Here is a 26,437-nt window from a genome sequence, read left to right as displayed (position 1 = left end):
TATGGCCCGTTGGTCAAGCGGTTAAGACACCGCCCTTTCACGGCGGTAACACGGGTTCGAGTCCCGTACGGGTCATCAAACAGAAGTGAGCAGCTCACTTCTGTTTTAATTCCAATATGGACAGTTGGCCGAGTGGCTGAAGGCGCACGCCTGGAACGCGTGTATACGGCAACCCCGTATCGAGGGTTCGAATCCCTCACTGTCCGTTTTTTTTATGAAATTCAATCGAACGTCCTACCTGAAACCCTTGATATTAAAGGGTTTTTATTTTTGTTAAAATGTATTTCATTCAATTCTGTGGCACATATCGTCATAAAAAAAAAAGACCTGCTCAGAGTGTGTTGAGTAGGTCTATCGTATGTTTATCTTCTAATAAGTGGGCGTAAACTTGTTGTGTGATTGCAATAGAAGCGGGTCCTGGGCGTTTAGATACATAATTGATACTAACCCCTTCACTGAGTAAAACGCTGCAGTGACTGTGTCTGATGGCATGAGGTGTGACGTTTAGCTTGAGGTTCTGCAGAACCTAGAGCTGAAGCAGCAGTTTTCACGCACGTGTGGTGACGACCTTGCTCATGGTGAGTTTAGTAAGTGGTTGGAGAAGATGGATTTAGACAAATCACAGACTAGTCGTTTTATAAAAGTAGCTGATGAATTGAATGAATCAAAATTGCGCTCGGGCGCAAATATCGGTTTTGAATCTCTATACGAAATCGCAACTCTCCGTGGACCCGAGCGCACCAAAGAACACGTCACTTCTAAAAGGTGAAACGAATGCATTACTTTTGATATTACTTTATAAAGAAAATATAATAGTTATTAATAAATACGTAGAGAAGAGTGATTATATTGTCAATTTATGACTATGAAGTAACAATGGAAGACGGTGAATCATATAATTTAAAACAATATGAAGGACAACCGATGATTATAGTAAATACAGCTACTAAATGTGGTTTGAGCGGACAGTTTGAAGAACTTGAAATGCTATATCAGAAGTATAAAGAAAATGGATTAATTATATTGGGTTTTCCTTCCAATCAGTTTAAACAGGAGTTGGGCAGTGCCGCAGAGTCCGCAGAATCTTGCAGGTTAACATATGGAGTTACTTTCCCTATGCATCAGTTAACTGTAATTAATGGTAAAGATGCTGCCCCACTCTTTAAATATCTCAAAGAACAAGCGCCAGGTACTATGGGGGATTCTATAAAATGGAACTTCACTAAATTTCTAGTTAGTCCTGATGGTAAAAGAGTGAAGCGATTCGCTCCAAAAACAAGTCCAAAGGACATGGTTACAAGTATAGAAGAGTTGTTAAAAAGATAAGTAGCAGGCATCCCTTCAAATTTTGATTTAGGGGTTGTTTTTGTATATGACCGTTTGTCAATTTAAGTGCAACAGTTCTTCCTGAACCCCTTCGTGTGTTGTTTTTGCATCCCAGACATTTCCGGAGTCTTTGATTAATCAGAGACAGCGCCTGGAGAACGGCTTCGCCTGAAATCAATAGCGAGATCTGTGCGCTTTGGAAAGAATTCCCGGAGCAGGCCGTTGGCATTTTCTTTACTGCCCCGTTGCCACGAGGCATAGGGATCAGCGAAATAGACTGAAATCCCCAATGTCTGTTCCAGTGTTTTGTAACACGCGAATTCTTTGCCCCGATCGACGGTTGCCGTCCGGAAGGCACCCGCAGGCAACTGACAATGCAGTGTGCTTACCGCCTGTGCCATGGCGCCGGCGGAACGGTCTTTCATTTTCAACGCGACATACCACCGAGGTTTCCGTTCGACAATAGTGGCCAGGCAGCCCTTACTTTTGCCCCGGCTGGAAACGACCGTGTCGAGTTCGCAATGGCCGAACGTGTGCCGTTTTCTGATCGATTTCGGCCGCTTACGAATGGAAGTGCCGATATTGAACCGGCCCCGTGTCTCTTTGGGTTTCTGCCGTTTGCCTTTATGACGCAGGCTTCGGTGCCTTGACTACATTCGTGCCCGAACTGGGTTCTGATTTATCAATGGGCGGCAGGGTGGCCGTAGGCCTGATCAGCGGGCCGATGGCTACAGGTGCATGGGAAGTTGCGAAAAGAAGAGAAGGGTTTACAACAGACACTCTGAAATAGGGTGTCTTTTTTATTTCAAATTTAAAAAAACCAAGGAGTGTTAAACATGAGTAAAGCAATTGCATTGGATATTGGACATGGAAACAACATATTCCCACCAGGTAAAGGTGTCTACAAAGATGGAAAAGGATATGCGGAATTTGATTTTAATAATAAATTGGGGAAACGCGTAAAACGTCTGCTTGAACATAACGGCTTTAAGGTCATTATGGCACAGCCATTCGACAGCAAAGATGTATATCTGGTGAATCGTACAAACTACCATGACAGCAAGCGGCCAGATCTTGGAATCTCCCTACACGCGAACGCTGGGACAGCAAGTGCAAACGGACGTTGTGCGTTCTATTTGTATACCAGCAGGCAAGGCAAACAGTTCGCAACGAACATCATCAACAATATGAAAAAGAAGGGGTATAGCATCCACGGCAATGGACTGCATGCAGCCCAATATAACTCATGGACAAACCTTCACATCATCAGGGAAGCCACTACTTTCCCGAAGGTCCTGGTCGAGCATGGGTTTATGACAAACAACTTAGATTTTCGATTGATCTTCGGAAATAAACAAGATCGGTACATCAAAGATATGGCGGACTGTGATGTCAAAGCGGTTTGTGACTACTTTGGCGTGCAATTCAAGACACTCTCAAATGTAGGCGCGCCTGCACCTGAAGAAGAATGGCAGACCAATCAATATGGTACACAATATCTCAAAACAAGCGGTACTTTTAAAGTCGGGGGCACACGCATCATGTCCCGCATTGGCAGTCCGTTCTTGTCCGCTCCAAAAGGGGGCTTATGAAAATCAGGAAGGTAGTGCTTAAACTTCAACAAAATATTCCCTTGGCCATTTTTCGACATAAAAGTCAATACCCATTTATTTCATATTTACACTTTTATTTTTGCCCTTGGATATTACATATTCTTATAGTTCACACGCATCTGGAATGCTTGTAAAATAAGGGTTTAAAGCTGAATTAGTACTAGGTTATATAATCAGATATAAAATTTTGTGATGAGAAAATTTCGATATTTCTGAAATGAAAACGTTTACAATTTATAGCCGTGATGATACATTGAATTTGTACGGTCAACATAAACAGGGGGATGTTATATGCTAAAAGTGTTGTTGGAATAAAAAAATGTCGGGAGAATGGGATATGAAGATTATTTCATACAATGATTTAGAGCATATCGTTAAAACAGGGGATGTCATTTCGATAGCTGCTCTATCAGTAGGTAATCTGCCAGTCGAAATTCTTAAAAACTTGGCAGAACAGCATGATGAGAATAAGAAAGTAAATGATCTTACGTTTGTCGTATCGAACGACATCAGTGATTTTGATGATGGCTTCGATTTGGATTCCTTTGTGACACGGGGGATGGTCAAACGCATCATCACAAGTTTGGTGATAGCATCGCCGTTTACAGTTAAGGCTGTTAAAAATAATGAAATAGAAATGTATTTCCTGCCCCAAGGCATTATCGCCACCCAGTATCGCCATCAGTCATCGGCTTCACCAGGCATGATTTCTAAGATTGGGTTGAACACAGTTGTTGATCCAAGGTATTCGGGTGGCAGAGCAAATGATGTGACTAGGGAAGATATAGTGTCAGTCATTGATATCGATGGTGAGGAATATCTGCATTATAAATTCCCCGAAATTGATGTTGCGTTATTGAGGGGAACTTATGCGGATGAGAAGGGCAACATCTACATGACCCATGAATCGCACCTCGGAGAAGGGTATGCTGCAGCTGCGGCAGCGCGCAGTAATAACGGCAAGATAATCGTCCAGGTGAAAGAAATCATCAAGAATGGCAGCTATAACCCAAAAGACGTATTTATACCTGCCGAACTTGTAGATTACGTGGTCGTCAATAAAAACCCTAAATACCATAAGCAGGTGATACAGGACTATTATGATCCGGCCTTGGCGGGTCATTATAGGATTGCAGAGCCTAGACAAGGTTTCCCGGAGTTTGACGCTCGTAAAATAATTCTTAGACGCTCAGCCCAATTCCTTTCACCGGGAGATGGTGTAAGCATCGGATATGGAATCAATAACGAGCTCTCCAACCTGTTGCGTGAAGAGAAGGTGGATGAGCTTGTGAATCTGAACATCGATACTGGTATTTTCGGCGGCATGTTGGGGAGCGGTAATCGTTTCGGCATGAACTACAACTTGGATGCCAGAATACGCCATGACATGACTTGGGATTTCATATTCAATAATGGTCTCGACATCGCATACTTGAGTTTTGCGGAAATCGACCGTCATGGCAATGTCAATGTCTCGGCCTTTGGGGAGAGGCTGAATGGCAGCGGCGGCTTTATAGACATCAGCCAAACTGTCCAGACATTGATCTTTTCGGGCACCATGGTCGTAGGCAGCAAGGCAGAGTGCCGTGAGAAGATTCTTGAAATTAAAGAGGAGGGACATACCAGGAAGTTCGTGGACAGCGTCAAAAGCATGGACTTCAATGCGGCTTATTCAAGACAGCTCGGACAGCAGGTCTACTATGTTACAGAACGTGCGGTCTTTGAGTTGACTGATGCAGGGTTGAAAGTCATTGAAATCGCACCAGGGCTTCAACTGGAAAAGGATGTACTTTCTCAGATGGATTTCAAACCGATCATTGCGGAAGATATAAAAGTAATGGATCCGGAAATATATCAGGAAACATGGGGGAAGCTGCAATATTCCATAAAGGGAGAATAATCACAAACAAAGGGGAAGATAGACATGAATTACGATTGGATTAAGACACGGGCGGACTATGATGAAGCGAAGCCGGCAATAATAGATCCTCTGAAGGGGACTGAGTGGTCTTACCAGGATATGGACAAGCGCGCTGAAAACTTGGCGAATCACCTGAAGGAACAAGGTATTGGCCATGGTGATGTAGTCGGGATATTTGCGCCTAATGATGTAGCAATATTCGATCTGCTATTCGCGACATTCAAGATGGGGGCTGTATTTCTACCGATGAACTGGCGTTTGAGTCCAAAAGAGATTCAGAGCGTCATTTCAGATTCCGGCGTCAAGTTGATCTTATATGCAGAAAAACATAAAGAAAGCCTGACCGGTACTCCTGAAGGTCTGCTTCATATGAATATCGATTCGAAAGAATATGATGACATATGCCACCCTGATAATCATAGGCCCTTCAAAACTGTCGATGTTGGAAGTGATGAGCTTGCAGCACTAATCTATACAAGTGGTACGACAGGACTTCCCAAAGGAGTGATGTTCACATATGATTCATTCATCAGCAATATTGTGAACACGGCACTGACCTATAAGATTAATGCGTCATATAAGACAATCCTAACGACACCGCTATTCCATGTACTCGGATTGAACGATACTGCGCTACCGGCAATCATGGTAGGGGGCACACTCGTGTTGCACCGCTATTACGATGGGGCTCAGTTGAATGATCTGATGGCGGAGCATAAACCGGATTACCTCACATTAATACCGACGATGTACTATGGTATGATTTTTGCGGACAACTTTGATATTAAAAACTTTGAAAATATAAGGTTCCTGATCCAGGGAGGTTCCTCTCCGCTGCCAGCTGTCCAGAGGCACTTTGAAAGCTTGGGTCACACGCTGATCAATGGCTATGGCCTGACTGAGGCACCTCTGGCGATGGTCAATACACCAGAGAATGCCAAAAAGAAACCCATGAGCATCGGCAAGCCAATCATGTATGTCGATATGAAGTTGCTCGATGACGACGGCAATGAAGTTGGAATGAATGAAATAGGTGAACTGGCAATCAAAGGGAAAAACGTAACTCCAGGCTATTGGAATAGGCCGGATCTGACTGAAAAATCATTCCACAATGGTTATTTCCTGACAGGGGACCTCGCCCGGAAAGATGAGGATGGCGACATATTCATCGTCAACCGTAAGAAAGAACTGATCATCACCGGTGGTGAAAATGTTCTGCCATCTGAAGTGGAATCTATATTGTCAGAGCATCCACTAGTGAGGCAATCAATAGTAGTCGGCTTCGATCACCCGAAATATGGTGAATCGATCTCTGCAGCAGTCGTCCTGACGGAGGATGAAGAAGGTTTTGAAGAGGCCTTGAACGCACATATGAGGGAAAAGTTGGCAGGCTATAAAGTTCCGAGGATGTATCTGAAACTGACAGATATCCCGTTGAACTCGACTGCAAAACCGGATAGGATGGCCATCCAGAAACTCATGAACGAAAAAGCGCAGGAGAATGGGCTTGTTCACTAGGCAGTAAACAGCAATTTTGAAAGCGGTATCATAAAATGATGGGGGAAATATAATGACAACTAAAGATGAACTATTGAAGGAATTATATCCAGAAGATCTGTTGAATGTGTCTAAAGAACTCACTGAAGGAGAAGTGAAATTTTTAAAACAACTGAACGATCTGCTTGAGAGTAAATACCGGGATTCGATCAATGACCATTGGATAAATGCAACCATTCCGGAAGGCTTCTTTGAAGAGATGGGCAAACTTGATTATTTCAATAATCCTTTGTTGTTTGAAGGACGGGAAGGCGCCAGGATGGCAAGTCAGATGTTCCAGTTCTTCCTATCCTACACAGTAGCCAGGTTTGATGTATCACTGGTGACTTTGCTTGGTGTCCATCAGGGGCTTGGTCACAACGCCTTCTTGTTCGGAGGAAGTAAAGAGCAGGTTGCGCACTATATTCCAAAACTTCAGTCCCACGAACTCAGAACATGTTTTGCATTGACTGAACCGGAGCACGGATCCGATGTAGCGGGAGGACTGGAGACGACGGCAAAACGTGAGGGCGACAAATGGATCATAAATGGTGCGAAGAAATGGATCGGGGGAGCGAATTTATCCGATGTCATTCCTTTGTTTGCGGTAGATGTTGAAACCGGCAAGCCGAAAGGTTTCATCATCCGGCCCGAGCAGGAAGGTGTCGATATCGATATTATAGAGAATAAAATTGCACTCAGAATCATACCCAATGCCAACATCCATTTAAAGGATGTTGTAGTGGAAGAGGCGGATCGACTGCAGAATATCAATAGCTTCAAAGATATCGCCAAAATCCTTTATTCGACACGTGCAGGCGTGGCATATATGGCGACAGGTGCAATGGCAGGGGCACTGCGTGCCACTCTTGATTATGTGACTAAACGTAAGCAGTTCGGCAAGGAAATCAGCAAGTACCAATTGATCCAAGAAAAACTGGCCATGATGCAAGGTAACCTATCGCAGGCAATCACTTTATCTGCACAACTTGCACGTATGCAGGAGAAGGGTGAATATGACGAAGTGGCGACCTCTACTGCGAAGATGATGAACTCATTACGCCTAAGGGAATCTGTGGCGATGGGCAGAGGCATCACAGGTGGCAATGGTATTCTAGCAGAGTATGATATCGCCAGGTTCTTCTCGGATGCTGAAGCGGTCTACACGTACGAAGGCACCCATGAAATAAATGCATTGGTGATAGGCCGTGCATTGACCGGCGACTCTGCATTCATCTAAAGCCCACAAGGCAAAAGTACATCGGAGATCAAATAATTTGGAGGGTATTTCCATGACGATAAGAAAAGCAACTGTTCTAGGTGCTGGGGTAATGGGCAGTCAGATTGCTGCACTGCTCGTCAATGCCGGCTTGAAAGTGAAATTATTGGATATAGTGGCAGATGACAAAGATCGTAACAAGGTTTCAAAAAAAGCATATGAGATGATAACGGATAAAAAACGTCCGCAGCTGTTCGACCTGGATTTTGCATCAAACTTGTCCTACGGCAACTTTGAGGATGACTTGAAGGGGCAGGATGATTCGGATATCTTCATCGAAGCTGTTAAGGAAGAGTTGGAAATCAAACATGAAGTGTGGAATAAGGTGAAGGGTGTTGCCAAAGATAATGCACTGTTTGCGACGAACACTTCCGGTATACCGATTGCTTATATCGCGAAAGTATTGGGTGAAGAAGAGCGCAGAAGATTCTTTGGAATGCATTTCTTTAACCCGCCAAGGATAATGAAGCTTGTGGAAATCATTCCGCTTGAAGACACTTCTGAACAATCGGTCGATGAAGCGCAAGCTTTCGCTGAAGACAAGCTCGGTAAGGGCGTAGTGATTGCAAATGATGTTCCAGGATTTGTCGCCAACCGGGTTGGGACCCAGACGATGAATGACATCATGTACCGCGCGGAGAACCAGGGAATGTCGATTACAGAAACGGACGCTCTGACAGGGCGAAGCATCGGCAGGCCAAGTACAGGGACCTACGGGTTGAGTGATCTGGTTGGACTGGACATTGCTGTCACTGTAACAAAAGGACTGCAGCAGATTCCCGAAGAGAAAGAATTCTTCCATGATACTAAAATAGCTGAAAAACTAGTCGGACAGGGTGCACTCGGCAGGAAGACCAAGCAGGGCTTCTACAAGAAGGATAAGAAGGAGGTACTCGTCTTCGACCCGGAGCAGAATGATTATGTCTCCCAACAGCAACCACAGTTTGAAATCCTGGGGCAGTTCAGCAAAGACCTCGAAGCGAACATGGATGTAATATTCAATGCTCAAGATGAAGCGGGGCTGTTCATGTGGGAGACGCTCAGAAACAACTTCCATTATTCTGCTTTGAATGTACCGAAAGCTGCTTCTGACTATATAGATATAGACCGGGCGCTTGTATGGGGGTTCAACTGGAAGAAGGGGCCGTTCCAGCTCTGGGATCTTATGGGATTCGAACGCGTTAAAAACCGCATGAAGGAAGAACTTGGTGAATTACCGGACTGGATCGAGGAACGCACTTCAGGATTCTATGAAGCAGGCGAGACGATCGAGCGGACAGCTCCAGTGGCATCGTTCATAGACAGCCAAATATGGGACCGGGAAGATTCCAATCTGTCGGTGGTCCATTCCGATCAGTTGCTGTTGAAGTTGCAAAGTGCCAACAATATCATTTCGGACGGCTTCTCAAGTGACCTGATTGAAGCCATAGACTTGCTTGAAACTGAAGATTTCTCAAGTATGGTCATCTACGCTGATGGCCGGAACTTCAGCGTAGGCGCAAATCTATACATGATGAAGAAAGCGCATGAAATGAAGCAGGTGGATGAGCTCGTCGGTCCAGCCATAGACCAGCTCCATGAAAGTTTCAATCGCTTGAAATATACACTGAAACCGATTGTAACAGCTGTACAAGGTCAGGCACTTGGTGGTGGGTGTGAACTGGTGCTGCACTCCCCGTTTGTCGTAGCTGCAAGCGAAACTTATATGGGTATGGTGGAGACTGGTGTCGGCCTGTTACCGAGTGGTGGGGGGCTTGCTGAAATGGCGGATCGCATATTAAGCACTACTCATAAGCATAACGACAAGCAGGAATCCATGACGGATATACTGATGAACATCGGCTTGGCAAAAGTGTCCACCAATGCCTATGAAGCAAAGAGGTATGGCTACTTGAGAGATACAGATTCCATATTGCTTAATTCAGAAAAACGTGTTGAAGTGGCGCTTGAGAAAGCACGATTTGAAGCCAACACCAATTATATACCGAAACCAAAGGGCCAATATATTGCTTTAGGACGCGATTTCATTGCACTGATTAAAGGTCAGCTTGATGCCCAGCGTCTCGGACATTTCATCAGTGACTATGATTATGAAATTACTTTGAAAATTGCAGAGGCATTGGCAGGTGGAAATCTACCGCGAAACACCTATGTGAATCAAAGATATATCCAGAAGCTGGAACGCGAACGTTTCTTGAGCCTGCTTCAAAACGAAAAGACGCACGCAAGAATCAGTCATATGCTTGAAACAGGGAAACCACTACGCAATTAATGGATCGGTTAAAAAGAAAGGATGAGTCTTAATGCAGGAAGCATATATAGTGGCTTATGGCCGTTCTGCTGCAGGCAGAGCTAAAAACGGCGCGATGTTTCACGATAGGCCGGATGAAGTAGCAGCACAAGTACTTAAAGGCGTGCTGGAACGTGTGGATGGAGGGTTCGAATCTTCCATGGTCGAAGATGTCATAGTGGGCAATGCTTTTCCAGAGGGACTACAGGGTCAAAATATAGCCCGCTCCATTGCATTGCTTGCGGGAATGCCAAACAGCGTACCGGGACAGACTGTAAACCGCTACTGTTCATCAGGGCTTCAAACGATTGCGATGGCAGCAAACCAGATTCAGGCTGGGCAGGCGGATGTCCTGGCGGCAGGTGGAATTGAACTGATGAGCGCTGTACCGATGGGGGGCAACGAGCCTACAAACAGTCCGATTCTTCAAGATGCAGACTCAGGGGTTGCCTATCCGATGGGGTTGACCGCAGAAATGGTGGCTGAGGAGTTCGAAGTCTCCCGGGAAGATCAGGATGCCTACGCAGTGCAGAGCCATCAGCGTGCCAAAGCGGCACTAGATGCGGGCCGTTTTGAAGATGAAATTATTCCGATCGATGTGACAAAAGTGTCCTATGACCAGAATGGACCCGTCGTCACCAAGGAAGAATTTAAAACAGATGAACATATACGCCCGGGCACTACAATGGAAGGATTGTCGAAACTGCCTACAGTATTCAAGGCAGATGGTACAGTGACTGCAGGTACATCAGCCCCATTGACCGATGGCACCGGCTTCGTCGTTCTGATGTCAGGTGATAAGGTGAAGGAACTTGGGGTGACACCAATCGCGAGGTTCGTCGGGTTCAAAGCTGTAGGCGTCGATCCTAAAATAATGGGAATCGGGCCGGCATATGCCATCCCTGAAGTGCTCGAGCAAACCAACCTATCAGTTGAGGATATGGATCTGGTGGAATTGAATGAAGCGTTTGCTTCTCAGACTGTCGCCTCAATTCGTAAAACTGGCTTGGACATCGATAAGACAAACGTAAACGGCGGCGCAATATCGCTCGGACATCCACTCGGCGCTTCGGGTGCGATGCTTACGGCACGTCTGTTATCAGAAATGAAACGCAGGCCCGATTCGAAATATGGCATGGTCACCATGTGCATCGGGGTCGGCATGGGTGCAGCAGGCATCTTTGAATATGTAAGGTAATCCAAACCGCTCCAGCAGATAAACTTTGAAGTGAACCCTAAAAGTTGAACTTTTGGTTAAGCCATTTTATTAAAGGTATGTCTTCTGTAATTCATAGGAGACATGCCTTTTAATTTTGTTTTAATTCTATCATGGTTATAAAAATCGATATATTGGCAGCAGGCGGTGTCGAACTGATGAGTGCTGTTCCAATGGGAGGGAACGAGCCCACAAACAGTCCGGTGCTCCAGGATGAAGATACCGGTGTATCGTATCCAATGGGGCTGACGGCTGAAATGGTGGCGGCAGAATATTCAGTGTCACGAAAAGACCAGGATTACTATTCCGTGCAAAGCCATCAGCGCGCTATAAAGCCCAGGGATTCAGGCAGGTTCGATGATGAAATCATACCAATCGATGTCAACAGCGTTTCATATGATGAAAACGGACCTGTTGTCATAAAGGAATCATTCAGAACAGATGAACTCATACGTCCGGATACAAACCTTGAGACGCTTGAGGAACTGCCGACGATATTCAAAGCAGGCGGGACAGTGACAGCTGCTTCATCAGCACCGCTTACAGATGGGACAGGCTTTGTCATATTGATGTCGGGTAATAAAGTGAAGGAGCTGGGGGTCAGCCTATTGCGCGGTTCGTCGGTTATAAGGCAGTTGGTGTCGATCCGAAACTGATGGGGATAGGTCCTACATATGCCATACCGGAAGTGCTGGAACTGACAGGTCTTGGGGTTGAGGACATGGACCTGATCGAATTGAATGAAGCGTTCGCCTCCCAGACTGTTGCAACAATCAGGGAAGCTGGTCTGGATACAGAAAAAACAAATGTAAACGGCGGAGCGATAGCGCTGGGCCATCCACTCGGTGCTTCAGGTGCAATGCTCACGACTCGACTGCTTGTCGAAATGAAAAAAAGACCGGCATAAAAATATGGTATGGTCACAATGTGTGTGGGAGTCGGCATGGGAGCAGCCGGCGTATTCGAGTTCATCAGAGATTAGTCTGTGATCACATGTGGGGGGGAGACGATCAGGCAGCAATTTTTGCAATGTATGATCTCTTCAAATACTGGCCCGCCCATAAATACACAATAGAATATTCCATGTACGTGGCCCTGGATTACTGAAATAGGATAATTGCCTTAAAAAGGAGCGGACCATGGTTACAGATCGGACCGGTGAAGCATGTGAATCATAATTTCAGGGATTGACGAATCTAATAAAGGCAGTATCACCCTCTATAAAAAATACAGATCCCAACATGCCCGAACACTCATGAAGGCAGGTTACAGGTTCGAGGGATGAACCTTTTTTTATCAGTTGACGGAAGTGATGGTGTTTATTAGACTTCAATCCTGCCATAGTGCACCTGGCTTGTCTTTCTTTTGAGCTGATCGAAACCAAACTGCTCGAATCTCCGGCTTCTCCAGTGGTCTTTCAGTACCACTCTGTGTCTTGCGACTCTTTTCGCTTCCTTGATCGTTTCGCGGGTCAGGCTGTTCTTTTCTGCCTGTCCGCTGATTTTCCGGATGGCGTTTGATGCTTCGATTTTCTCCTGGAACATTGGATCGAAGTATACGATGTCGAAGCTGTCATCGGGGAGCATTCTGAGGTGATCACAGTGGTCTGCATGTACTGTTTTGATTCTTCGCATCGCTTCGTCAACTACCGGAATCTTGCTCTGGTATGTCTTTAACCCTTCGGTGGCAAGCATATGGAGGAGGGGGCTTGATTCCACTGCAGTGACGCGGCCTTCTTCTCCGGTAACAAGGCTGGCTGTGATGCTGTCTGCCGCGAGTCCCATCGTGCAATCAAGCAGACTCATTCCCGCTGTCAGCCGGCAAGCTTCTGTGAATGCATCACTTTCCCCGTTTATCAGACGTTTTGCCCTGATCATCGACAGGCTGGGGTGGAAGTGGATGGGTTCTTTCGAAGAGCGGGGAATGATTGTGAGTTTCTCCCTGCCGACCGTCGCAATGTCGGTTTCGTATTTTTCGAATAAGGCACCGATGCTTCTTTTGTCTCTTTCTATAAAAGGATATTGATATTTGCCGGCGAGTGCTTTTGCACGGGCTGTCGTATCCTGGTCTGTCCTGCCGCCTGTAGTGATTATCATGTTTTACCTGCCTTAAAATATGCCCCCTGGCTTCTGCAGGGGGCATGGGATGATTTTTATCCTTCTGTTTCTCCCGATCCCTCAAGTTCAATCGTGTGGTCGAGCGGGTCGGAGTCTTCTTCGGCCATCGGGTTTTCACGGCTCTGCAGAACAGTTTCAAGTTCAGGATCGAGTGGTCCGTATGCTACGACTGCGGTCGAGGATTCTCCGGGTTCGACCATTTCAGCGGCAGCGCCTGCTTCGTCACTTTTTTCAAAGTCTTCCGGTAGATCCATTGTCAGGTTCTCAAGCGGCACTTCAGATTCACCATCCATCTGTCTGACGGCGAGGTCGAGGCCGAATGCTTCCTGTGGTGAGGTGGCAACATCAGAGTTGTTTGTGAATTCGAATTCGATGACGACTGCTTCTGTCGGTCCGGATTCTTCTTCGTCTTCAGTTTCCTCGCCTTCCGGTGCTTCCATGGTTGTCTGACTGAACTCAACGACATTGAAATCACCGTATTGGCCGGAGTAGGAAACATCCTGGTTTTCTTCGTCAGTACCGGATTCTTCGGTATTTTCCCCGCTGGTGTCTTCCTCACCGGAATCGGCGCCGCCGCATGCACCGAGCAGCAGCGCTGTGGAGAGGCCGCCGGCCAGCAGATACTTTTTCAAACTCATTTCAATTTACCCCCTAGTATATAGATACACTTTAAGTATAATATAATTATAAGAATAATCAATATTATTTCGATAATTGAAATAATGTTTTTATACATCATGGGAATGATGTATAATGGAGTCAAATTCTATGATGAGTATGGAGAATGCCTATGTTTTCTTATCATGAAATCAATTTATATCTGGATGCAATCGAACTCCCGAGACCCATGTTTGAAATAGAGATGGGCGCGCATGATTTCAAAGGGGATGAACTTCTTTTTCTGCAGAAGGTGAAAAAGCATCTGTTTGATGATCTTGACTATGAAAGCTATAAGTCGAAACCGGTGTACTGCATCGGCATCTGCCGGCTGAACCTGACGCGGATCGGGCTTTATATCCTTCTGGAAGATGAGCTCATTTTTGTACATGCTTCTGCCTTTAAATTCAGCGAGGAGAGTGCAAAATGGCTTGTGAGCTACTACCCGTACAGAGAGATCATTTCCCTGGAGTTCAACGATGAGGACTATAATTATGAGGACTTTGAATCCGGCGTGCTGTTCATCAAATTGAAAAATGAAAAAGGGGCGGTCCGCAGCAAGACGATCCGCAATATAAATCCGAACCATTTTGAATGCATCCGGGAATTTCATGAAAAGATGCAGCAGGAGAGGTATATATAGAAGAAATGGCTGAGAAGAATTTTCTCAGCCATCTTTATATACCGGTTACCCCATTGATCACGAGACCGATTGTCAGCAGGAGTCCGAAGACGGTATTCAGTTTTCCCATGGAAGCCATGGCCGGGATGAGTTCGGCCGGGGTATCGCCTTTCCACATCCGGCGCACTGTTTTTAAGAACAGCGGTATCGAGATGAATGTAAGGAGCAGGAATATTGAACCATATGGTTTGAAGAACACGATCCAGAAAATGAAGGCATAACAGAATGCCAGCAGGGCTGCTGTAGTCATGACTGCAAGGGGTTTGCCCACAAGGATGACGAATGTCTTCCTGCCGCTTTCTTTATCCTTCCTGCGGTCTCTGATGTTGTTTGCCATGTTCAACAGACCGATGGTAATCGCAACCGGTATTGAAATCAGCAGCGGAAAGTAGTGCAGCGTTTCTGTATGGATGAAAAATGTGATCATGATAATGACTGTCCCCATGAAGAACCCCGCGAATATCTCCCCGAACGGCGTCCATGATATCGGGAACGGTCCGCCTGTATAGAGGTACCCGACAGCCATTGATACAGCCCCGATGACGAGTATCCAGAGCGATGTGGTTATCGAAATGTAAATGCCTATGATGCCGGCGATGATATAGAACAGGACGGCAATGTTCAGAACAAGCCGGGGCGACATCCCGTTTCGTACTATTGCTCCCGCAATACCCACCGATTCGGCACTGTCCAGACCTCTTTTGAAATCAAAGTATTCATTGAACATATTCGTCGCGGACTGGATGAGCAGTGTGGCGATCATCATAGCGATGAACATATCCCATCTGATCGGCGCGAAAAGCAGGACGCTCGCCGTTCCGACGAGAACAGGGACAAACCCGGCCGTCAGAGTGTGGGGGCGCGTCAGACTGAGGTATTTCTTTATCCCTGTATGTGTTTCTGTACCTTGCATGACCATCTTCCTTTTTGTATAAATATGATTACAATTTTAACATATTTAATTATATACGATACACACATATATGAATAAATGATAAAATGAGAGTAACTATGCTGAAAGAAGTGTGTATTAATGAACTTGGAAGCGTATCAAACTATTCTGGATGATATAAGCCTGGATTCGGATAAAAACTATCTGACTCTCCAACTGCCCATATACGGTATGGATATTGATGAGAGGAAGCTGTTTTCCCACTTCGGATCTGAACTTGGGTCCAGATACTGGTTCCGGTCTAAAGAGGATGCTTATAATATTGTAGGCATCGGTTATCTGGAATCAATCAGAAGAGATAAATATTCTGCATCTTCTTTGTCCAAAGAGAAAGATGCACTTTATGATAAAATTCAAAAAGTCAGGCTTGAAGAGGGTATCCCTTCCCGTCTCAGTCTGTTCGGGGGCACCCGTTTTGACACCAAGGAGACCACTGATGAATGGAACGACTTCGCCATGGTGGAATTCCATCTGCCGAAATGGCAATTCGACCTGAAAAATGAAGTCCTCTTTTACACTGCAGGCATTTCAGAAGTGGATCTGCAGACAGTACTCGGTGATATAGTACGTGAGCTTGAAGCCATTGAAAATGCAGAATTGAAAGCTGACGGCAAACCGGTGATTAATATGGAGAAAGATCTGTTTCCGGATGAATGGAAGGCGCTTGTCGACCGGACGGTTGATGTACTGGATGAAACGAGTTTCAGGAAAGTGGTGCTGGCGAGACAGAGACTGATAACCTTCAAGTCTTCGGCAGATCCGCTTTTTTTGCTGGAAAGACTGGATAATGAAAAAGGCACTTACACAATCTATTATGAAAAGGGCAAGTCCGCGTTCATCTCCAAATCACCGGAAAAACTTTTTGATATCAAAGGCGATAAATTACGGACGAATGCGATAGCGGGTTCAGCCAAAAGGATCCATGACAGTGAACAGGATGAGCTTCAGAAATCGTTCCTTTTGAATGACGAAAAGAACCGCTATGAACACGAAGTCGTCCGCGAATCGATTGTGCATGACCTGAAGCCGTACAGTGACTGGGTCGAGTATGATCCAAAACCGGGGATTCTCGAGAATAAATATATTTACCATCTTCATACCGCAATCAAAGCCACGCTGAACGACGATACAGATGTTTTTGATCTGCTTGATGCCATCCATCCGACACCGGCCGTCGGCGGACTGCCGAAGAAAACGGCCCGGGATTATATCATGGAGGAGGAGTATGGCACACGGGGATTGTATGCAGCACCCGTGGGCATCATCCATGAAGACAATGATTCCGAGTTTGTCGTGTCAATCAGATCGATGCTCATCCAGGCGAACAGTGCGACTCTGTTTGCAGGATGCGGAATTGTCAAAGGGTCTTCAAGCGAAAAGGAATACGAGGAGACACAGGTCAAGTTCACACCGATGCTGAATGTGCTGGAGGCGAATGACGAATGAGCCATCAGGAGGTTCTAACAAAGCAGGTTTTTACACTCATTGATGTTTTGTGGTCCTACGGGATGGAGGAAGTCATCATCAGTCCCGGATCACGTTCAACACCCATAGCGATCGCAGCCGAACTGCATCCTTCAATCAGGACTCATGTACATCCCGATGAAAGGAGTGCGGCATTCTTTGCTCTGGGTCTTGCGAAGGCGGACCGGAGCCCTGTGGGGCTCATCTGCACATCGGGCACTGCGGCCGCGAATTATACCCCGGCTATGGCGGAAGCGGGACTCAGCCATATACCGCTGATTGCCCTGACAGCTGACAGACCGCATGAGCTCCGGGACATCGGGGCGCCGCAGTCCATCACACAGAACAATATGTACAGCAACTACGTAAAGTTCTTTACAGAGTTGCCGCTTGCCGACATGCACGAGTCCCTCGCGGATCTGATAGAATCCAAGATACTCCAGTGCTCCAGGTTTTTCACCGGCACACACACAGGCCCCGTCCATATCAACATCCCTGTACGGGAGCCGTCCATGCCGGATGTCTCAAGGACCGGCCTGTTCAACAGAGAGCAAAAGACACTGCCGGAATATAAAATGACGGATGCGTCCGTAAAACCTTTCCAGGGTACGGGCCTTTTATTGATCGGGGAGACGAGGGAGGATATTTCGGACATCGGCGGTATCATCGACCGTGAAAACCTGACTGTCATTCTCGATCCGAGGCAGCATCTGCGCGGATTCCTGAAAAATGCCGTGACACATCATGATCTGATATTCAATGTACTCAGCGAAGCACAGTACGGTTTCATTGAGGAAAATGTCGATTTCATCCTCCGTATCGGGGAGCCGCTGACTTCGAAGGCGGCCAATAAATTCCTCTCTTCGACCAATGTGCCGCAGTACGTGCTGAGTGAAGTGCAGGAAGTCAAAACGTATCCTGTGGCCCCGGCGGCATCCTATATCGGGAATGTCTCAGATACACTGGAACAAATCGAATTTTCCGGGGGAGCACCGGACTTCAAAAAATGGATGAGCCACATCGATGCCTCCGTCAAACATTTCATTGATGAAAATATCGGCGATTTCACTGATGAGGGACGTTTTACGTATGACATCATCCAGAAAACCGGGCCCGCCACAAACTTCTTCCTCTCAAGCAGCATGCCGATACGTGATGTGGAACGGTACGATACACTCAATGTGCATCCCGTCTATTCAAACCGCGGGGCAAACGGCATAGACGGCGTCGTGTCAACAGCGCTCGGCACGGCACTGAGCCGGCCGGTCACCCTCATCATCGGCGATGTTGCGCTCTATCATGATATGAATGGTCTCATGATGGCGAAACTTGAGGAGATAGATATAAATATAATCGTGTTCAATAACAACGGCGGAGGTATATTCAGCTTCCTGCCGCAGCACGCGGATAAAGATCATTTTGAACGTCTCTTCGGGACGCCGCTCGACCTTGATTTCAGCCATGCGGCAGCACTGTATGGATTCGACCATGTCTCTATTGCGGATGTAGAGGAACTGGATGCGGAGCTTTTGAACAGAAGCGGCAGAAACATGATAGAGATAAAGACAGACCGGGATAAGAATCTGTTTGAACATCAGAAGCTCAAAGAGGAGATCGGGAAAATGGTGAGGGCCATTGGAACTTAATTACAGGTTCGATGATAACGGCAGTGAGGAAACAGTGCTCCTGTTGCACGGCTTCCTGTCGGATATGTCGAGTATGGAACCAGCTGTCGGACACCTGACGGGACATTTCAACATACTGCTTGTTGATCTCCCGGGCTTTGGTGATACGAAGGCCGGGGGGGACTATTCCATGGATGACATCTCGGACGCGCTCGCAGCACTGATCGGATCACGGTGGGGGGCGGTCCATGTCGTGGGCTACTCCATGGGAGGAAGGGTCGCTGTATCACTTCTGACCAATTATCCGGGAGTGATAAAATCGGCAGTGCTTGAGAGTGCATCGCCCGGCATCAGCGATCCGTCAGAAAGAAAAGAACGGCAGGAGCTTGACCGGAAGCGGGCGGACAGCATTTTATCCGATTATGCTTCCTTCATTGACAGCTGGGAAAAGATGGGGATTTTCCAATCGCAGGACTCTGCTGATGCGGGTCAAAGGATGCGCCAGAGAGAAAACAGGCTGGCTCAGGACCCGCGCGGCGCAGCGGAGAGTCTGATCAGTTATGGAACGGGGATCCAGAAGTCATACTGGCAGGATCTGCCGGAAATATCGGTTCCGGTGCTGCTCCTTGCCGGTGAGAAGGACGGGAAGTTCGTAGCCATCAATCAGAGGATGGAGGAGCTGCTTCCGAATGGCCGGTTTGAGATTATTCCCGGCGCCGGACATAACATTCATATGGAAGCGGCGGATAAGTTTGGTATAATGGTATTAGAGTTTTTAATAGGAGGCTGAACAATGGCTAGAGAATGGCAGACATTAAAAGAGTACAGAGAAATCAAGTATGAATACTATAACGGTATTGCGAAAGTGACTATCAACCGTCCGGAAGTTCGCAATGCCTTTACACCTCTTACGGTAAATGAGATGATCGATGCATTCAACAGGGCGAGGGATGATGAAAACGTAGCAGTCATCGTACTTGCGGGCGAGGGTGAAAAGGCCTTCTGTTCCGGCGGTGACCAGTCGGTCCGCGGTCACGGCGGCTATGTAGGCGAGGACAATGTGCCGCGCTTGAACGTACTGGATCTGCAGCGTCTGATTCGGGTTATCCCGAAACCGGTAGTTGCGATGGTTTCCGGATATGCAATTGGCGGCGGCCATGTGCTGCACGTCGTTTGTGACCTCACAATCGCTGCAGACAACGCACGCTTCGGACAGACCGGTCCTAAAGTGGGTTCATTCGACGCCGGTTACGGTGCAGGCTATCTTGCCAGGATCATCGGCCATAAGAAGGCCCGTGAAATCTGGTACCTCTGCAGACAGTATGATGCACAGGAAGCACTGGATATGGGGCTCGTGAACACTGTGGTTCCGGTTGACCAGCTTGAGGATGAGACCGTCCAGTGGTGTGAGGAAATGATGGCACATTCACCGACGGCACTCCGTCTGCTGAAAGCGGGTATGAATGCAGATACAGATGGTCTTGCAGGATTACAGCAAATGGCCGGAGATGCGACGCTGCTTTATTACACGACTGATGAAGCAAAAGAGGGAAGAGAAGCATTCAAAGAGAAAAGGAAGCCGGATTTCGGTCAATTCCCTAGATTCCCATAAGTTTTATCCTGCCCATCTGATGATGGGCTTTTTTAATGAGGTGTAGAAATGGATTATAATTGGTTGGAGATGCAGGCGGACATGCGTCCTGAAAAGACAGCGGTCGCATTCAATGGAAATATGCTCTCATTCAGAGATTTATACGGGCAAGCACTGTCAGTTTCGAAGAAATTGAATGCACTGGGCAGGGCAAGAATAGGGTTCTTTATAGACAATACTGTTGAATCAGTCATCCTGATCCACGCGGCGATGCTTGCAAAAATTGAAATAGTGATGATCAACCGTCGTCTGACCGCTGTTGAAATCGACAGGCAGATGACGGATGTGGGAGTCGATACCATCGTGGCTACAAAAAAACTCTCAGTGGACGGTTACAGAGTTGTCGGGTACGGGGAATTAATTGGTCTTGAAGACGTTCCTGGCAATGAGGGGGCAACGGCCGGAGAAGAAACCCTGTCGATCATGTTCACCTCAGGCACGACGGGCCGCGCCAAGGCGGTAAGGCAGAGTTATGAAAATCACTATGAGTCGGCCATTGGGTGCGAACAGCGATTCAGCTATGGGCCGGAGAGTGTATGGATGAATGTCAATCCAATCTATCATATTTCAGGATTTTCCATACTGATGCGTTCAGTCATCCGCGGCTGTATGATGATTCTGATTGAAAAGTTCGAACCGCTGAATGTGTGGCGGGAGCTGGAGGAGCATGAAGTTACGCATGTCAGCATGGTGCCCGTGATGCTCGGGAGGATGATGGAGCATGAAGGCAGACATAATCTCGAAGGCATACTGCTCGGCGGCGCCGGCGTGACGATGGATATTCTGAACCGTGCTCTCGATAAAGGATTTCCGGTATATAATTCTTTCGGAATGACCGAGACATGCTCACAGATTGTTTCCATTTCGCCGGAGGATCCCAAGATCTTAAAAGGGACGGTCGGGCGGCCGCTTGATAATATATCAATCAAGATCGATGAAGAAAATGAGGATGAGCTTCTTGTAAAGGGACCGGCGGTTACCACAGGGTATGTGAACGCGGAACTGTCACTTGATGAAGGATATTTCAGGACCGGTGACATCGGCCGCATTGATGATGACGGATATCTGTACATACTGGACAGGAGGAGTGATCTGATCATCAGCGGCGGGGAGAACATCTATCCAAAGGAGATCGAGGATGCTGCATCAGCCCATGCTTCCGTCCGGAAATCGGTGGTCATCAAACAGAAAGATCCGGAGTGGGGGGAAGTGCCTGTACTGCTGGTTGAACTCGAGGAAGGATCCGGCTTGGACAGGACGGCGGTCATGGCAGTGCTTGAACAGCGCCTGGCAAGGTATAAACTGCCAAAAGAAATCCATGAAACCAAAGAAGTGATCATGACGTCCACCGGGAAGGTTTCCAGGGTGAAGAACCGGGAAGCATTTGAAACAAAAAAAAGCAGCAGCATGTAGGCTACTGCTTTTTATCTGCATAATTTTTAGGATTCAAAGGCACAGGATCATATCCGCCGGGATGGAAGGGATGACACTTCAGTATCCTTTTTACCGTCAGCCAGCCCCCTTTCAGAGCCCCATGTTCCCGGATTGCCTCAATGCCGTAATTCGAACAGGTCGGATTGAAGCGGCAGCTTGGCGGGAACATAGGCGAGATGAACTTCTGATAAAACCGGAACAGAGACAGGAGTACAGTACGCATAACAATCACCAGACATTCTTTTTTAATATCTTAATGATAAAGGGTGGCTGTCATAAAGGCAAATATCGGAGATGATAAAATGCTTGAATTCATGGATTTTGAAGAGAGAAAAGTCACGCTGGAATTTAAAGAGACCGAATCGGCGGGGCATGTCCTTGCGATATGCAGGATGGATGGCAAGTATCTGCTGACAGATCATAAAGTACGGGGAGTGGAATTTTCCGGGGGCAAGGTGGAGCCGGAAGAAACATTGGAAGAGGCTGTGAACAGGGAAGTGTTTGAAGAGACAGGAGCGAGCATCGGGGCGCTCAAATATGTCGGTTACTATACGGTCCATGACGCAAAGCCTTTTACGAAAGCCGTATATTTTGCGGATATCAAAGATGTATTCTTCAAATGCGATTACCTTGAAACGTTGGGGCCGGTTCTTTTGGAAAGTATAGACGAAGTGCCGGATGAAAAACGGAGCATTCTGCTTGAAGATGACTGTATCAGATATTTATATGACATGAGTCTTGATGATGCTTTCTTTGCAAAATGAAAAAGCAGCCAAATCAATTTTGGCTGCTTTTCTACTATTATTGGGTCTGCAGTGAGAAACCGCCGTTTCTGGCGATCTCATCAGAATCTTCTCCGAACTTCTTGAAGTTCTCTATGAATGATTCCTTCAGATCCCTCGCCTTTTCATCGTAGGCGGCAGTGGATTCCCACGTATTTCTCGGATTCAGGATTTCACTTGGCACTCCAGGTACGGAGACCGGGATGCTCAGACCGAAAACGGAATCTTCTTCGAAGGCATTGAGTGCGAGTTCTCCGCTGATGGCACGCCTTACCATGGAACGCGTATGGCTGAGATCCATGCGTTTCCCCACGCCGTATTCACCGCCGGACCATCCCGTGTTCACGAGATATACATCCACTTCGTGCTCATCGATCAGATCGCCGAGCATATTCGCATAAGTGGTGGCGTGAAGCGGCAGGAACGGAGAGCCGAAGCACGTAGAGAAAACAGGCTGCGGAGAAGTGATGCCTCTTTCAGTTCCTGCAAGCTTGGAAGTGAAACCGCTCAGGAAATGGTACATTGCCTGGGATTTCGTCAGTTTTGAAATCGGAGGCAGAACGCCGAACGCATCTGCAGTCAGGAAGATGATCGTGTTCGGATGTCCGGCAATTGACGGGATGCGTGCATTATCAATATGATGGAGCGGATAGGCGGCACGGGTGTTTTCCGTCAGCTCCCCGTCGTCATAGTCCGGTTCACCGTTCTCGTCAAGGACGACATTTTCCAGAACGGAACCGAAACGGATCGCCTGGAAGATTTCCGGCTCCTTTTCGGCAGAGAGATTGATTGTCTTCGCATAGCAGCCGCCTTCGATATTGAATACGCCGTCTTCATTCCATCCGTGCTCATCATCGCCGATCAGTTCCCTCTGCGGATCTGCGGAAAGCGTTGTTTTTCCAGTGCCTGAAAGGCCGAAGAACAATGCGACATCTTTGTTTTCGCCCACGTTGGCAGAGCAGTGCATGCTCATGATGCCTTTCTCCGGCAGCAGGTAGTTCATGATGGAGAAGATGGATTTCTTCATTTCACCGGCATATTCGGTGCCGCCGATCAGGATTACACCCTTTTCAAGGGAGACAATGATGAAAGCTTCCGATTTCGTACCATCGACAGATGGATCCGCTTTGAAAGTAGGGGCGGAGACAATGGTGAACTGCGGGTCGATTTCAAGAGCCTCTTCCTTAGTTTCAGGACGGATGAACATCGTGCGGGCGAACATGTTGTGCCAGCTGTACTCGTTGACCACCCTCAGATTCAGCCTTGTTTTCTCATCCGCGCCGGCATAACCGTTGAAGACGAAAACTTCATCTTTCTCATCGAGATAATCGACGACTTTACTATACAGGCTGTCGAACACCTCTTCTGAAATCGGCTGGTTGACCTCCCCCCAGTCCACTTTGTTCCTGGAAACGTCATCTTCAACTATGAAACGGTCTTTGGGGCTTCTGCCTGTATATTTTCCAGTCTCGGCTCTCAAGGCGCCGGACTCTGTCAGTTTCCCTTCACCTCTCCTGAGGGAACTTTCAACAAGCTGTGAGACAGAAAGCTGGATTTTAGCCGTTTCTTTTGAAATAAGGTTTTGGATTAGTTCGGAATGATTTACCATATGTATGCCTCCATTTTTTATGCGAATTTGGATGTGTATGACCCTTTCAGGAAATAGTATAACACATTATAAAATGATGTGACATATTAAATCAAATAATATTGCCTTGAATTGAAGCCTGTCATCTAGTATATTATAGATTAAGTTATCTCTTATCAAGAGCCGGTGGAGGGAACATACCCTGGGAAGCCCAGCAACCTCTTTTCTACAAAGAAAGGTGCTAAAGGATGCAGAATTTATTCTGATCGATAAGGGGAAGAGCGAAGCCTTTTCCTGTCTTATGGAAAAGGCTTTATTATTTTACTGAGAGATAGCTAATAAACTAATCAAAGGAGTTTTATAGATGGCAGAGCGCAGGCTTTTCACTTCTGAATCTGTAACGGAGGGTCATCCTGATAAAATCGCAGATCAGATATCTGACGCGATTCTGGACGAAATATTAAAAGGGGATGTCAATGCCAGGGTTGCCTGTGAGACGGTTGTGAACACGGGCATGGCGATGATAGTGGGGGAGATCAGTACGAAGACTTACGTCGATATCCCCAAAATAGTCAGGGAAACTGTGAAAGATATTGGCTATACCCGTGCAAAGTACGGCTATGATTACAAGACCATGTCGGTATTGACGGGGATTGATGAGCAGTCGCAGGATATCGCACAAGGGGTGGATAATGCGATTGAGACGCGTGACAGCGGTGTAATGTCCACGGGTGCGGGGGACCAGGGCCTGATGTTCGGGTATGCATGCAGTGAAACAGATGAACTTATGCCTCTGCCTATATCCCTTGCGCACAAACTGTCGAAACGTCTGACTGATGTCAGGAAGGAGAATATTCTCGATTATCTGAGGCCTGACGGAAAAACGCAGGTCACAGTGGAGTATGATGAGAATGATCAGGTGAAAAGGGTGGACACGATCGTCATTTCCACACAGCACCATGATGATATTCCTGTGGAGCGCATCTATGATGACATCCGCACTCATGTAATCGGCGCAGTCGTCCCATCTGAACTGCTGGATGAAGAGACGAAGTATATCATCAATCCGACCGGCCGTTTTGTCATCGGCGGCCCGCAGGGAGATGCGGGACTGACCGGCAGGAAGATCATCGTCGATACCTACGGCGGCTATGCAAGGCACGGGGGCGGCGCTTTCAGCGGCAAGGACCCGACCAAAGTGGACCGTTCGGCGGCATACGCATCACGGTACATCGCCAAGAACATCGTCGCTGCGAAAGTGGCGGAGAAATGTGAAATCCAGCTTGCCTATGCGATCGGGGTGAGCCAGCCGGTTTCCATTTCGGTCGATACATTCGGTACATCCGAACACTCTGAAGAGGAAATTACAGGTGCCATCCGCAAACTTTTCAATCTGTCACCGGACGGCATCATCGAAATGCTCAACCTCAGAAGACCGATCTACAAAAATACTGCAAGCTACGGCCATTTCGGCAGAAATGCAGAAGAGTGTCCGTGGGAAGCGACGGATAAAGTGGAGCAGCTGCAGAAAGAATTGAAAAAAGTAGAAGTGAATTAAGAAAGACCCCGGAAATTATTCCGGGGTCTTAAAACTGTTGCAGAATGATATTACTCTTCAGAAGATTCCTCTTCCATGCCTCCGCCGGCATCCTCGGTTGTTTCTTCCTCGGTCGACTCCTCTTCAGTCGATCCGCCGCATGCACCAAGTGCGAGTACTGACGCGAGTCCGCCTGCCATGAGATACTTTCTGAGTTCCATAATAGTAATCCTCCTGGTTTTTGTTTTATGCGCTGTCGGCTCAGGTCTGGATCATGCCTGCCGCTTATCTATGTAACCGGCCGGGCAGTTGGTTAGTACCCGGCTGATTCAGCCCGAAACATCATTGAGGAAGTAAATAAAATAACCTGGAAATCTTTACATGAAGGACATATTCAGGGCTGCATCCGCATCCACTTCTGTTTGATTTTCCAGAGCTGGCTGATCATTTCATCATCGAGGGGATACTGTTCACCTTCATAGCTCAGTTTGTTCGGGAAGACGCTGAAACTCTCCAGCATGATGGTGTTCACACGGGTTTCCATCTGGGTCCTGCTGTTTATGAACGGGAACTCATCATACAGGGAGAGCGCTTCGAATATATACTCGTCATTCTGTGTGTTTTCTGCGACGATGATTGATACTGGATCGAAATTGACGAATACATCATTGATCATCGGCGGGAAATACTTATAATTTATAAAAAATCGCATGTTTACCTCACTTATATATTAATAATTTTGTTATAATGGACAAAGCCTTGAAGAA

25 protein-coding genes, 2 tRNA genes, 2 pseudogenes and 1 riboswitch are annotated in these 26,437 nt (G+C 47.0%); of the genes and pseudogenes, 19 read left to right on the top strand and 10 right to left on the bottom strand.

Annotation, left to right across the window (positions count from 1 at the left end):
• Positions 1-3 precede the first annotated feature (3 nt).
• Positions 4-75 (top strand) — tRNA-Glu (locus WN59_RS03300).
• 43 nt (positions 76-118) lie between these two features.
• A tRNA-Ser gene (locus WN59_RS03295) sits at positions 119-206 on the top strand.
• Positions 207-331: 125 nt separating this feature from the next.
• On the opposite strand, the gene WN59_RS13485 is transcribed toward WN59_RS03295, so the two are convergent.
• On the bottom strand, positions 332-523 hold the full coding sequence (locus WN59_RS13485) for a tyrosine-type recombinase/integrase (protein WP_082099136.1): 192 nt from the start codon (positions 521-523) through the stop codon (positions 332-334).
• Positions 524-849: 326 nt separating this feature from the next.
• On the opposite strand from WN59_RS13485, the gene WN59_RS03290 reads away from it, so the two are divergent.
• A complete protein-coding gene (locus tag WN59_RS03290) occupies positions 850-1,326 on the top strand; it encodes a glutathione peroxidase (protein WP_046512503.1) in 477 nt (158 codons plus the stop codon).
• A 57-nt stretch (positions 1,327-1,383) separates the two neighbouring features.
• Here WN59_RS03290 and WN59_RS13480 read toward each other — a convergent pair.
• A pseudogene (locus tag WN59_RS13480) lies at positions 1,384-1,961 on the bottom strand (IS30 family transposase); the annotation flags it as partial.
• Positions 1,962-1,972: 11 nt separating this feature from the next.
• Between WN59_RS13480 and WN59_RS13590 the strand changes: the two are divergent.
• The 7 genes from WN59_RS13590 to WN59_RS03255 all read left to right on the top strand — a co-directional run bounded on the left by WN59_RS13590 (position 1,973) and on the right by WN59_RS03255 (position 11,163).
• Entirely contained in the window at positions 1,973-2,116 is a 144-nt protein-coding gene (locus tag WN59_RS13590; RefSeq protein WP_156172377.1) for a hypothetical protein, read from the top strand.
• 46 nt (positions 2,117-2,162) lie between these two features.
• The gene (locus tag WN59_RS03280; RefSeq protein ID WP_046512499.1) at positions 2,163-2,918 is read left to right on the top strand and encodes an N-acetylmuramoyl-L-alanine amidase family protein; all 756 of its coding nucleotides are present in this window, start codon (positions 2,163-2,165) and stop codon (positions 2,916-2,918) included.
• Between the two features lie 358 nt (positions 2,919-3,276).
• Positions 3,277-4,839: a fatty acid degradation protein FadX gene (gene fadX, locus WN59_RS03275; RefSeq protein ID WP_046512495.1), complete on the top strand. Its 1,563-nt coding sequence runs from the start codon at positions 3,277-3,279 to the stop codon at positions 4,837-4,839.
• Positions 4,840-4,863: 24 nt separating this feature from the next.
• Positions 4,864-6,378 (top strand): long-chain-fatty-acid--CoA ligase FadD, encoded by a 1,515-nt coding sequence (gene fadD, locus WN59_RS03270; RefSeq protein ID WP_046512491.1) that lies wholly within the window; start codon positions 4,864-4,866, stop codon positions 6,376-6,378.
• A gap of 52 nt (positions 6,379-6,430) precedes the next feature.
• Positions 6,431-7,636, top strand: coding sequence for an acyl-CoA dehydrogenase FadE (fadE, locus tag WN59_RS03265; protein ID WP_046512488.1), 1,206 nt, complete (start codon positions 6,431-6,433; stop codon positions 7,634-7,636).
• 52 nt (positions 7,637-7,688) lie between these two features.
• The gene (gene fadB, locus WN59_RS03260; RefSeq protein ID WP_046512485.1) at positions 7,689-9,947 is read left to right on the top strand and encodes a 3-hydroxyacyl-CoA dehydrogenase/crotonase FadB; all 2,259 of its coding nucleotides are present in this window, start codon (positions 7,689-7,691) and stop codon (positions 9,945-9,947) included.
• 31 nt (positions 9,948-9,978) lie between these two features.
• Positions 9,979-11,163, top strand: a complete 1,185-nt coding sequence (locus WN59_RS03255) for a thiolase family protein (protein ID WP_046512480.1) — start codon at positions 9,979-9,981, stop codon at positions 11,161-11,163.
• Positions 11,164-11,219: 56 nt separating this feature from the next.
• On the opposite strand, the gene WN59_RS13935 is transcribed toward WN59_RS03255, so the two are convergent.
• Positions 11,220-11,312 (bottom strand): IS3 family transposase, encoded by a 93-nt coding sequence (locus WN59_RS13935; protein WP_408005386.1) that lies wholly within the window; start codon positions 11,310-11,312, stop codon positions 11,220-11,222.
• On the opposite strand from WN59_RS13935, the pseudogene WN59_RS03250 reads away from it, so the two are divergent.
• Positions 11,286-12,163, top strand: a pseudogene (locus tag WN59_RS03250) (thiolase family protein); the annotation flags it as partial. The gene WN59_RS13935 and the pseudogene WN59_RS03250 sit on opposite strands and share 27 nt — an antisense overlap.
• A 340-nt stretch (positions 12,164-12,503) precedes the next feature.
• Here WN59_RS03250 and WN59_RS03245 read toward each other — a convergent pair.
• The gene (locus WN59_RS03245) at positions 12,504-13,277 is read right to left on the bottom strand and encodes a class I SAM-dependent methyltransferase (RefSeq protein ID WP_046512477.1); all 774 of its coding nucleotides are present in this window, start codon (positions 13,275-13,277) and stop codon (positions 12,504-12,506) included.
• Positions 13,278-13,333: 56 nt separating this feature from the next.
• On the bottom strand, positions 13,334-13,936 hold the full coding sequence (locus tag WN59_RS03240; RefSeq protein ID WP_046512472.1) for a DUF5067 domain-containing protein: 603 nt from the start codon (positions 13,934-13,936) through the stop codon (positions 13,334-13,336).
• Between the two features lie 152 nt (positions 13,937-14,088).
• Here WN59_RS03240 and WN59_RS03235 point away from each other — a divergent pair, with 152 nt between their 5' ends.
• The gene (locus WN59_RS03235; RefSeq protein ID WP_046512468.1) at positions 14,089-14,598 is read left to right on the top strand and encodes a hypothetical protein; all 510 of its coding nucleotides are present in this window, start codon (positions 14,089-14,091) and stop codon (positions 14,596-14,598) included.
• Between the two features lie 34 nt (positions 14,599-14,632).
• Here WN59_RS03235 and WN59_RS03230 read toward each other — a convergent pair whose 3' ends face one another.
• Positions 14,633-15,550 (bottom strand): 1,4-dihydroxy-2-naphthoate polyprenyltransferase, encoded by a 918-nt coding sequence (locus WN59_RS03230; RefSeq protein ID WP_046512463.1) that lies wholly within the window; start codon positions 15,548-15,550, stop codon positions 14,633-14,635.
• A gap of 120 nt (positions 15,551-15,670) precedes the next feature.
• Between WN59_RS03230 and WN59_RS03225 the strand changes: the two genes are divergently transcribed.
• From WN59_RS03225 to menE, 5 genes are read left to right on the top strand one after another with little or no spacing between them, the layout of a single operon-like run.
• Positions 15,671-17,035 carry an isochorismate synthase gene (locus WN59_RS03225; protein WP_046512460.1) on the top strand — a complete coding sequence of 455 codons (1,365 nt, stop codon included), beginning with the start codon at positions 15,671-15,673 and terminating at the stop codon, positions 17,033-17,035.
• Positions 17,032-18,699 carry a 2-succinyl-5-enolpyruvyl-6-hydroxy-3-cyclohexene-1-carboxylic-acid synthase gene (gene menD / locus WN59_RS03220; RefSeq protein ID WP_046512457.1) on the top strand — a complete coding sequence of 556 codons (1,668 nt, stop codon included), beginning with the start codon at positions 17,032-17,034 and terminating at the stop codon, positions 18,697-18,699. The genes WN59_RS03225 and menD overlap by 4 nt, the downstream gene beginning before the upstream one ends.
• On the top strand, positions 18,689-19,468 hold the full coding sequence (gene menH, locus WN59_RS13580) for a 2-succinyl-6-hydroxy-2,4-cyclohexadiene-1-carboxylate synthase (RefSeq protein WP_046512453.1): 780 nt from the start codon (positions 18,689-18,691) through the stop codon (positions 19,466-19,468). The genes menD and menH overlap by 11 nt, the downstream gene beginning before the upstream one ends.
• 3 nt (positions 19,469-19,471) lie before the next feature.
• A complete protein-coding gene (gene menB, locus WN59_RS13575; RefSeq protein WP_046512448.1) occupies positions 19,472-20,290 on the top strand; it encodes a 1,4-dihydroxy-2-naphthoyl-CoA synthase in 819 nt (272 codons plus the stop codon).
• Between the two features lie 48 nt (positions 20,291-20,338).
• Positions 20,339-21,742, top strand: coding sequence for an o-succinylbenzoate--CoA ligase (gene menE / locus WN59_RS03205; RefSeq protein ID WP_046512445.1), 1,404 nt, complete (start codon positions 20,339-20,341; stop codon positions 21,740-21,742).
• 1 nt (position 21,743) lies between these two features.
• On the opposite strand, the gene yidD is transcribed toward menE, so the two are convergent.
• A complete protein-coding gene (yidD, locus tag WN59_RS03200; RefSeq protein WP_046512442.1) occupies positions 21,744-21,986 on the bottom strand; it encodes a membrane protein insertion efficiency factor YidD in 243 nt (80 codons plus the stop codon).
• Between the two features lie 79 nt (positions 21,987-22,065).
• Between yidD and WN59_RS03195 the strand changes: the two genes are divergently transcribed.
• On the top strand, positions 22,066-22,527 hold the full coding sequence (locus WN59_RS03195) for an NUDIX domain-containing protein (protein WP_046512438.1): 462 nt from the start codon (positions 22,066-22,068) through the stop codon (positions 22,525-22,527).
• Between the two features lie 37 nt (positions 22,528-22,564).
• Here WN59_RS03195 and pckA read toward each other — a convergent pair whose 3' ends face one another.
• Positions 22,565-24,154 carry a phosphoenolpyruvate carboxykinase (ATP) gene (gene pckA, locus WN59_RS03190; RefSeq protein ID WP_046512435.1) on the bottom strand — a complete coding sequence of 530 codons (1,590 nt, stop codon included), beginning with the start codon at positions 24,152-24,154 and terminating at the stop codon, positions 22,565-22,567.
• 149 nt (positions 24,155-24,303) lie between these two features.
• A riboswitch (SAM riboswitch) is annotated at positions 24,304-24,409 on the top strand.
• Positions 24,410-24,497: 88 nt separating this feature from the next.
• On the opposite strand from pckA, the gene metK reads away from it, so the two are divergent.
• On the top strand, positions 24,498-25,691 hold the full coding sequence (gene metK, locus WN59_RS03185; RefSeq protein ID WP_046512431.1) for a methionine adenosyltransferase: 1,194 nt from the start codon (positions 24,498-24,500) through the stop codon (positions 25,689-25,691).
• Between the two features lie 50 nt (positions 25,692-25,741).
• Here metK and WN59_RS13685 read toward each other — a convergent pair whose 3' ends face one another.
• The gene (locus tag WN59_RS13685) at positions 25,742-25,891 is read right to left on the bottom strand and encodes a hypothetical protein (RefSeq protein WP_197073383.1); all 150 of its coding nucleotides are present in this window, start codon (positions 25,889-25,891) and stop codon (positions 25,742-25,744) included.
• A 173-nt stretch (positions 25,892-26,064) separates the two neighbouring features.
• A complete protein-coding gene (locus WN59_RS03180) occupies positions 26,065-26,382 on the bottom strand; it encodes a hypothetical protein (RefSeq protein WP_046512428.1) in 318 nt (105 codons plus the stop codon).
• Positions 26,383-26,437: the final 55 nt, after the last annotated feature.

This window comes from Salinicoccus sediminis (genome assembly GCF_000986795.1).
GTDB classification, from domain to species: Bacteria; Bacillota; Bacilli; order Staphylococcales; family Salinicoccaceae; genus Salinicoccus; species Salinicoccus sediminis.
This window is presented reverse-complemented; position numbering and strand designations above follow the sequence as displayed.

Excerpts from the sequence above, each read along its gene's own strand:
- WN59_RS03280 (WP_046512499.1), top strand. The coding sequence starts at position 2,163 with ATGAGTAAAGCAATTGCATTGGATATTGGACATGGAAACAACATATTC.
- fadX (WP_046512495.1), top strand. The coding sequence starts at position 3,277 with ATGAAGATTATTTCATACAATGATTTAGAGCATATCGTTAAAACAGGG.
- fadD (WP_046512491.1), top strand. The coding sequence starts at position 4,864 with ATGAATTACGATTGGATTAAGACACGGGCGGACTATGATGAAGCGAAG.
- fadE (WP_046512488.1), top strand. The coding sequence starts at position 6,431 with ATGACAACTAAAGATGAACTATTGAAGGAATTATATCCAGAAGATCTG.
- fadB (WP_046512485.1), top strand. The coding sequence starts at position 7,689 with ATGACGATAAGAAAAGCAACTGTTCTAGGTGCTGGGGTAATGGGCAGT.
- WN59_RS03255 (WP_046512480.1), top strand. The coding sequence starts at position 9,979 with ATGCAGGAAGCATATATAGTGGCTTATGGCCGTTCTGCTGCAGGCAGA.
- WN59_RS03245 (WP_046512477.1), bottom strand. The coding sequence starts at position 13,277 with ATGATAATCACTACAGGCGGCAGGACAGACCAGGATACGACAGCCCGT.
- WN59_RS03240 (WP_046512472.1), bottom strand. The coding sequence starts at position 13,936 with ATGAGTTTGAAAAAGTATCTGCTGGCCGGCGGCCTCTCCACAGCGCTG.
- WN59_RS03235 (WP_046512468.1), top strand. The coding sequence starts at position 14,089 with ATGTTTTCTTATCATGAAATCAATTTATATCTGGATGCAATCGAACTC.
- WN59_RS03230 (WP_046512463.1), bottom strand. The coding sequence starts at position 15,550 with ATGCAAGGTACAGAAACACATACAGGGATAAAGAAATACCTCAGTCTG.
- WN59_RS03225 (WP_046512460.1), top strand. The coding sequence starts at position 15,671 with ATGAACTTGGAAGCGTATCAAACTATTCTGGATGATATAAGCCTGGAT.
- menD (WP_046512457.1), top strand. The coding sequence starts at position 17,032 with ATGAGCCATCAGGAGGTTCTAACAAAGCAGGTTTTTACACTCATTGAT.
- menB (WP_046512448.1), top strand. The coding sequence starts at position 19,472 with ATGGCTAGAGAATGGCAGACATTAAAAGAGTACAGAGAAATCAAGTAT.
- menE (WP_046512445.1), top strand. The coding sequence starts at position 20,339 with ATGGATTATAATTGGTTGGAGATGCAGGCGGACATGCGTCCTGAAAAG.
- yidD (WP_046512442.1), bottom strand. The coding sequence starts at position 21,986 with ATGCGTACTGTACTCCTGTCTCTGTTCCGGTTTTATCAGAAGTTCATC.
- WN59_RS03195 (WP_046512438.1), top strand. The coding sequence starts at position 22,066 with ATGCTTGAATTCATGGATTTTGAAGAGAGAAAAGTCACGCTGGAATTT.
- pckA (WP_046512435.1), bottom strand. The coding sequence starts at position 24,154 with ATGGTAAATCATTCCGAACTAATCCAAAACCTTATTTCAAAAGAAACG.
- metK (WP_046512431.1), top strand. The coding sequence starts at position 24,498 with ATGGCAGAGCGCAGGCTTTTCACTTCTGAATCTGTAACGGAGGGTCAT.
- WN59_RS13685 (WP_197073383.1), bottom strand. The coding sequence starts at position 25,891 with ATGGAACTCAGAAAGTATCTCATGGCAGGCGGACTCGCGTCAGTACTC.
- WN59_RS03180 (WP_046512428.1), bottom strand. The coding sequence starts at position 26,382 with ATGCGATTTTTTATAAATTATAAGTATTTCCCGCCGATGATCAATGAT.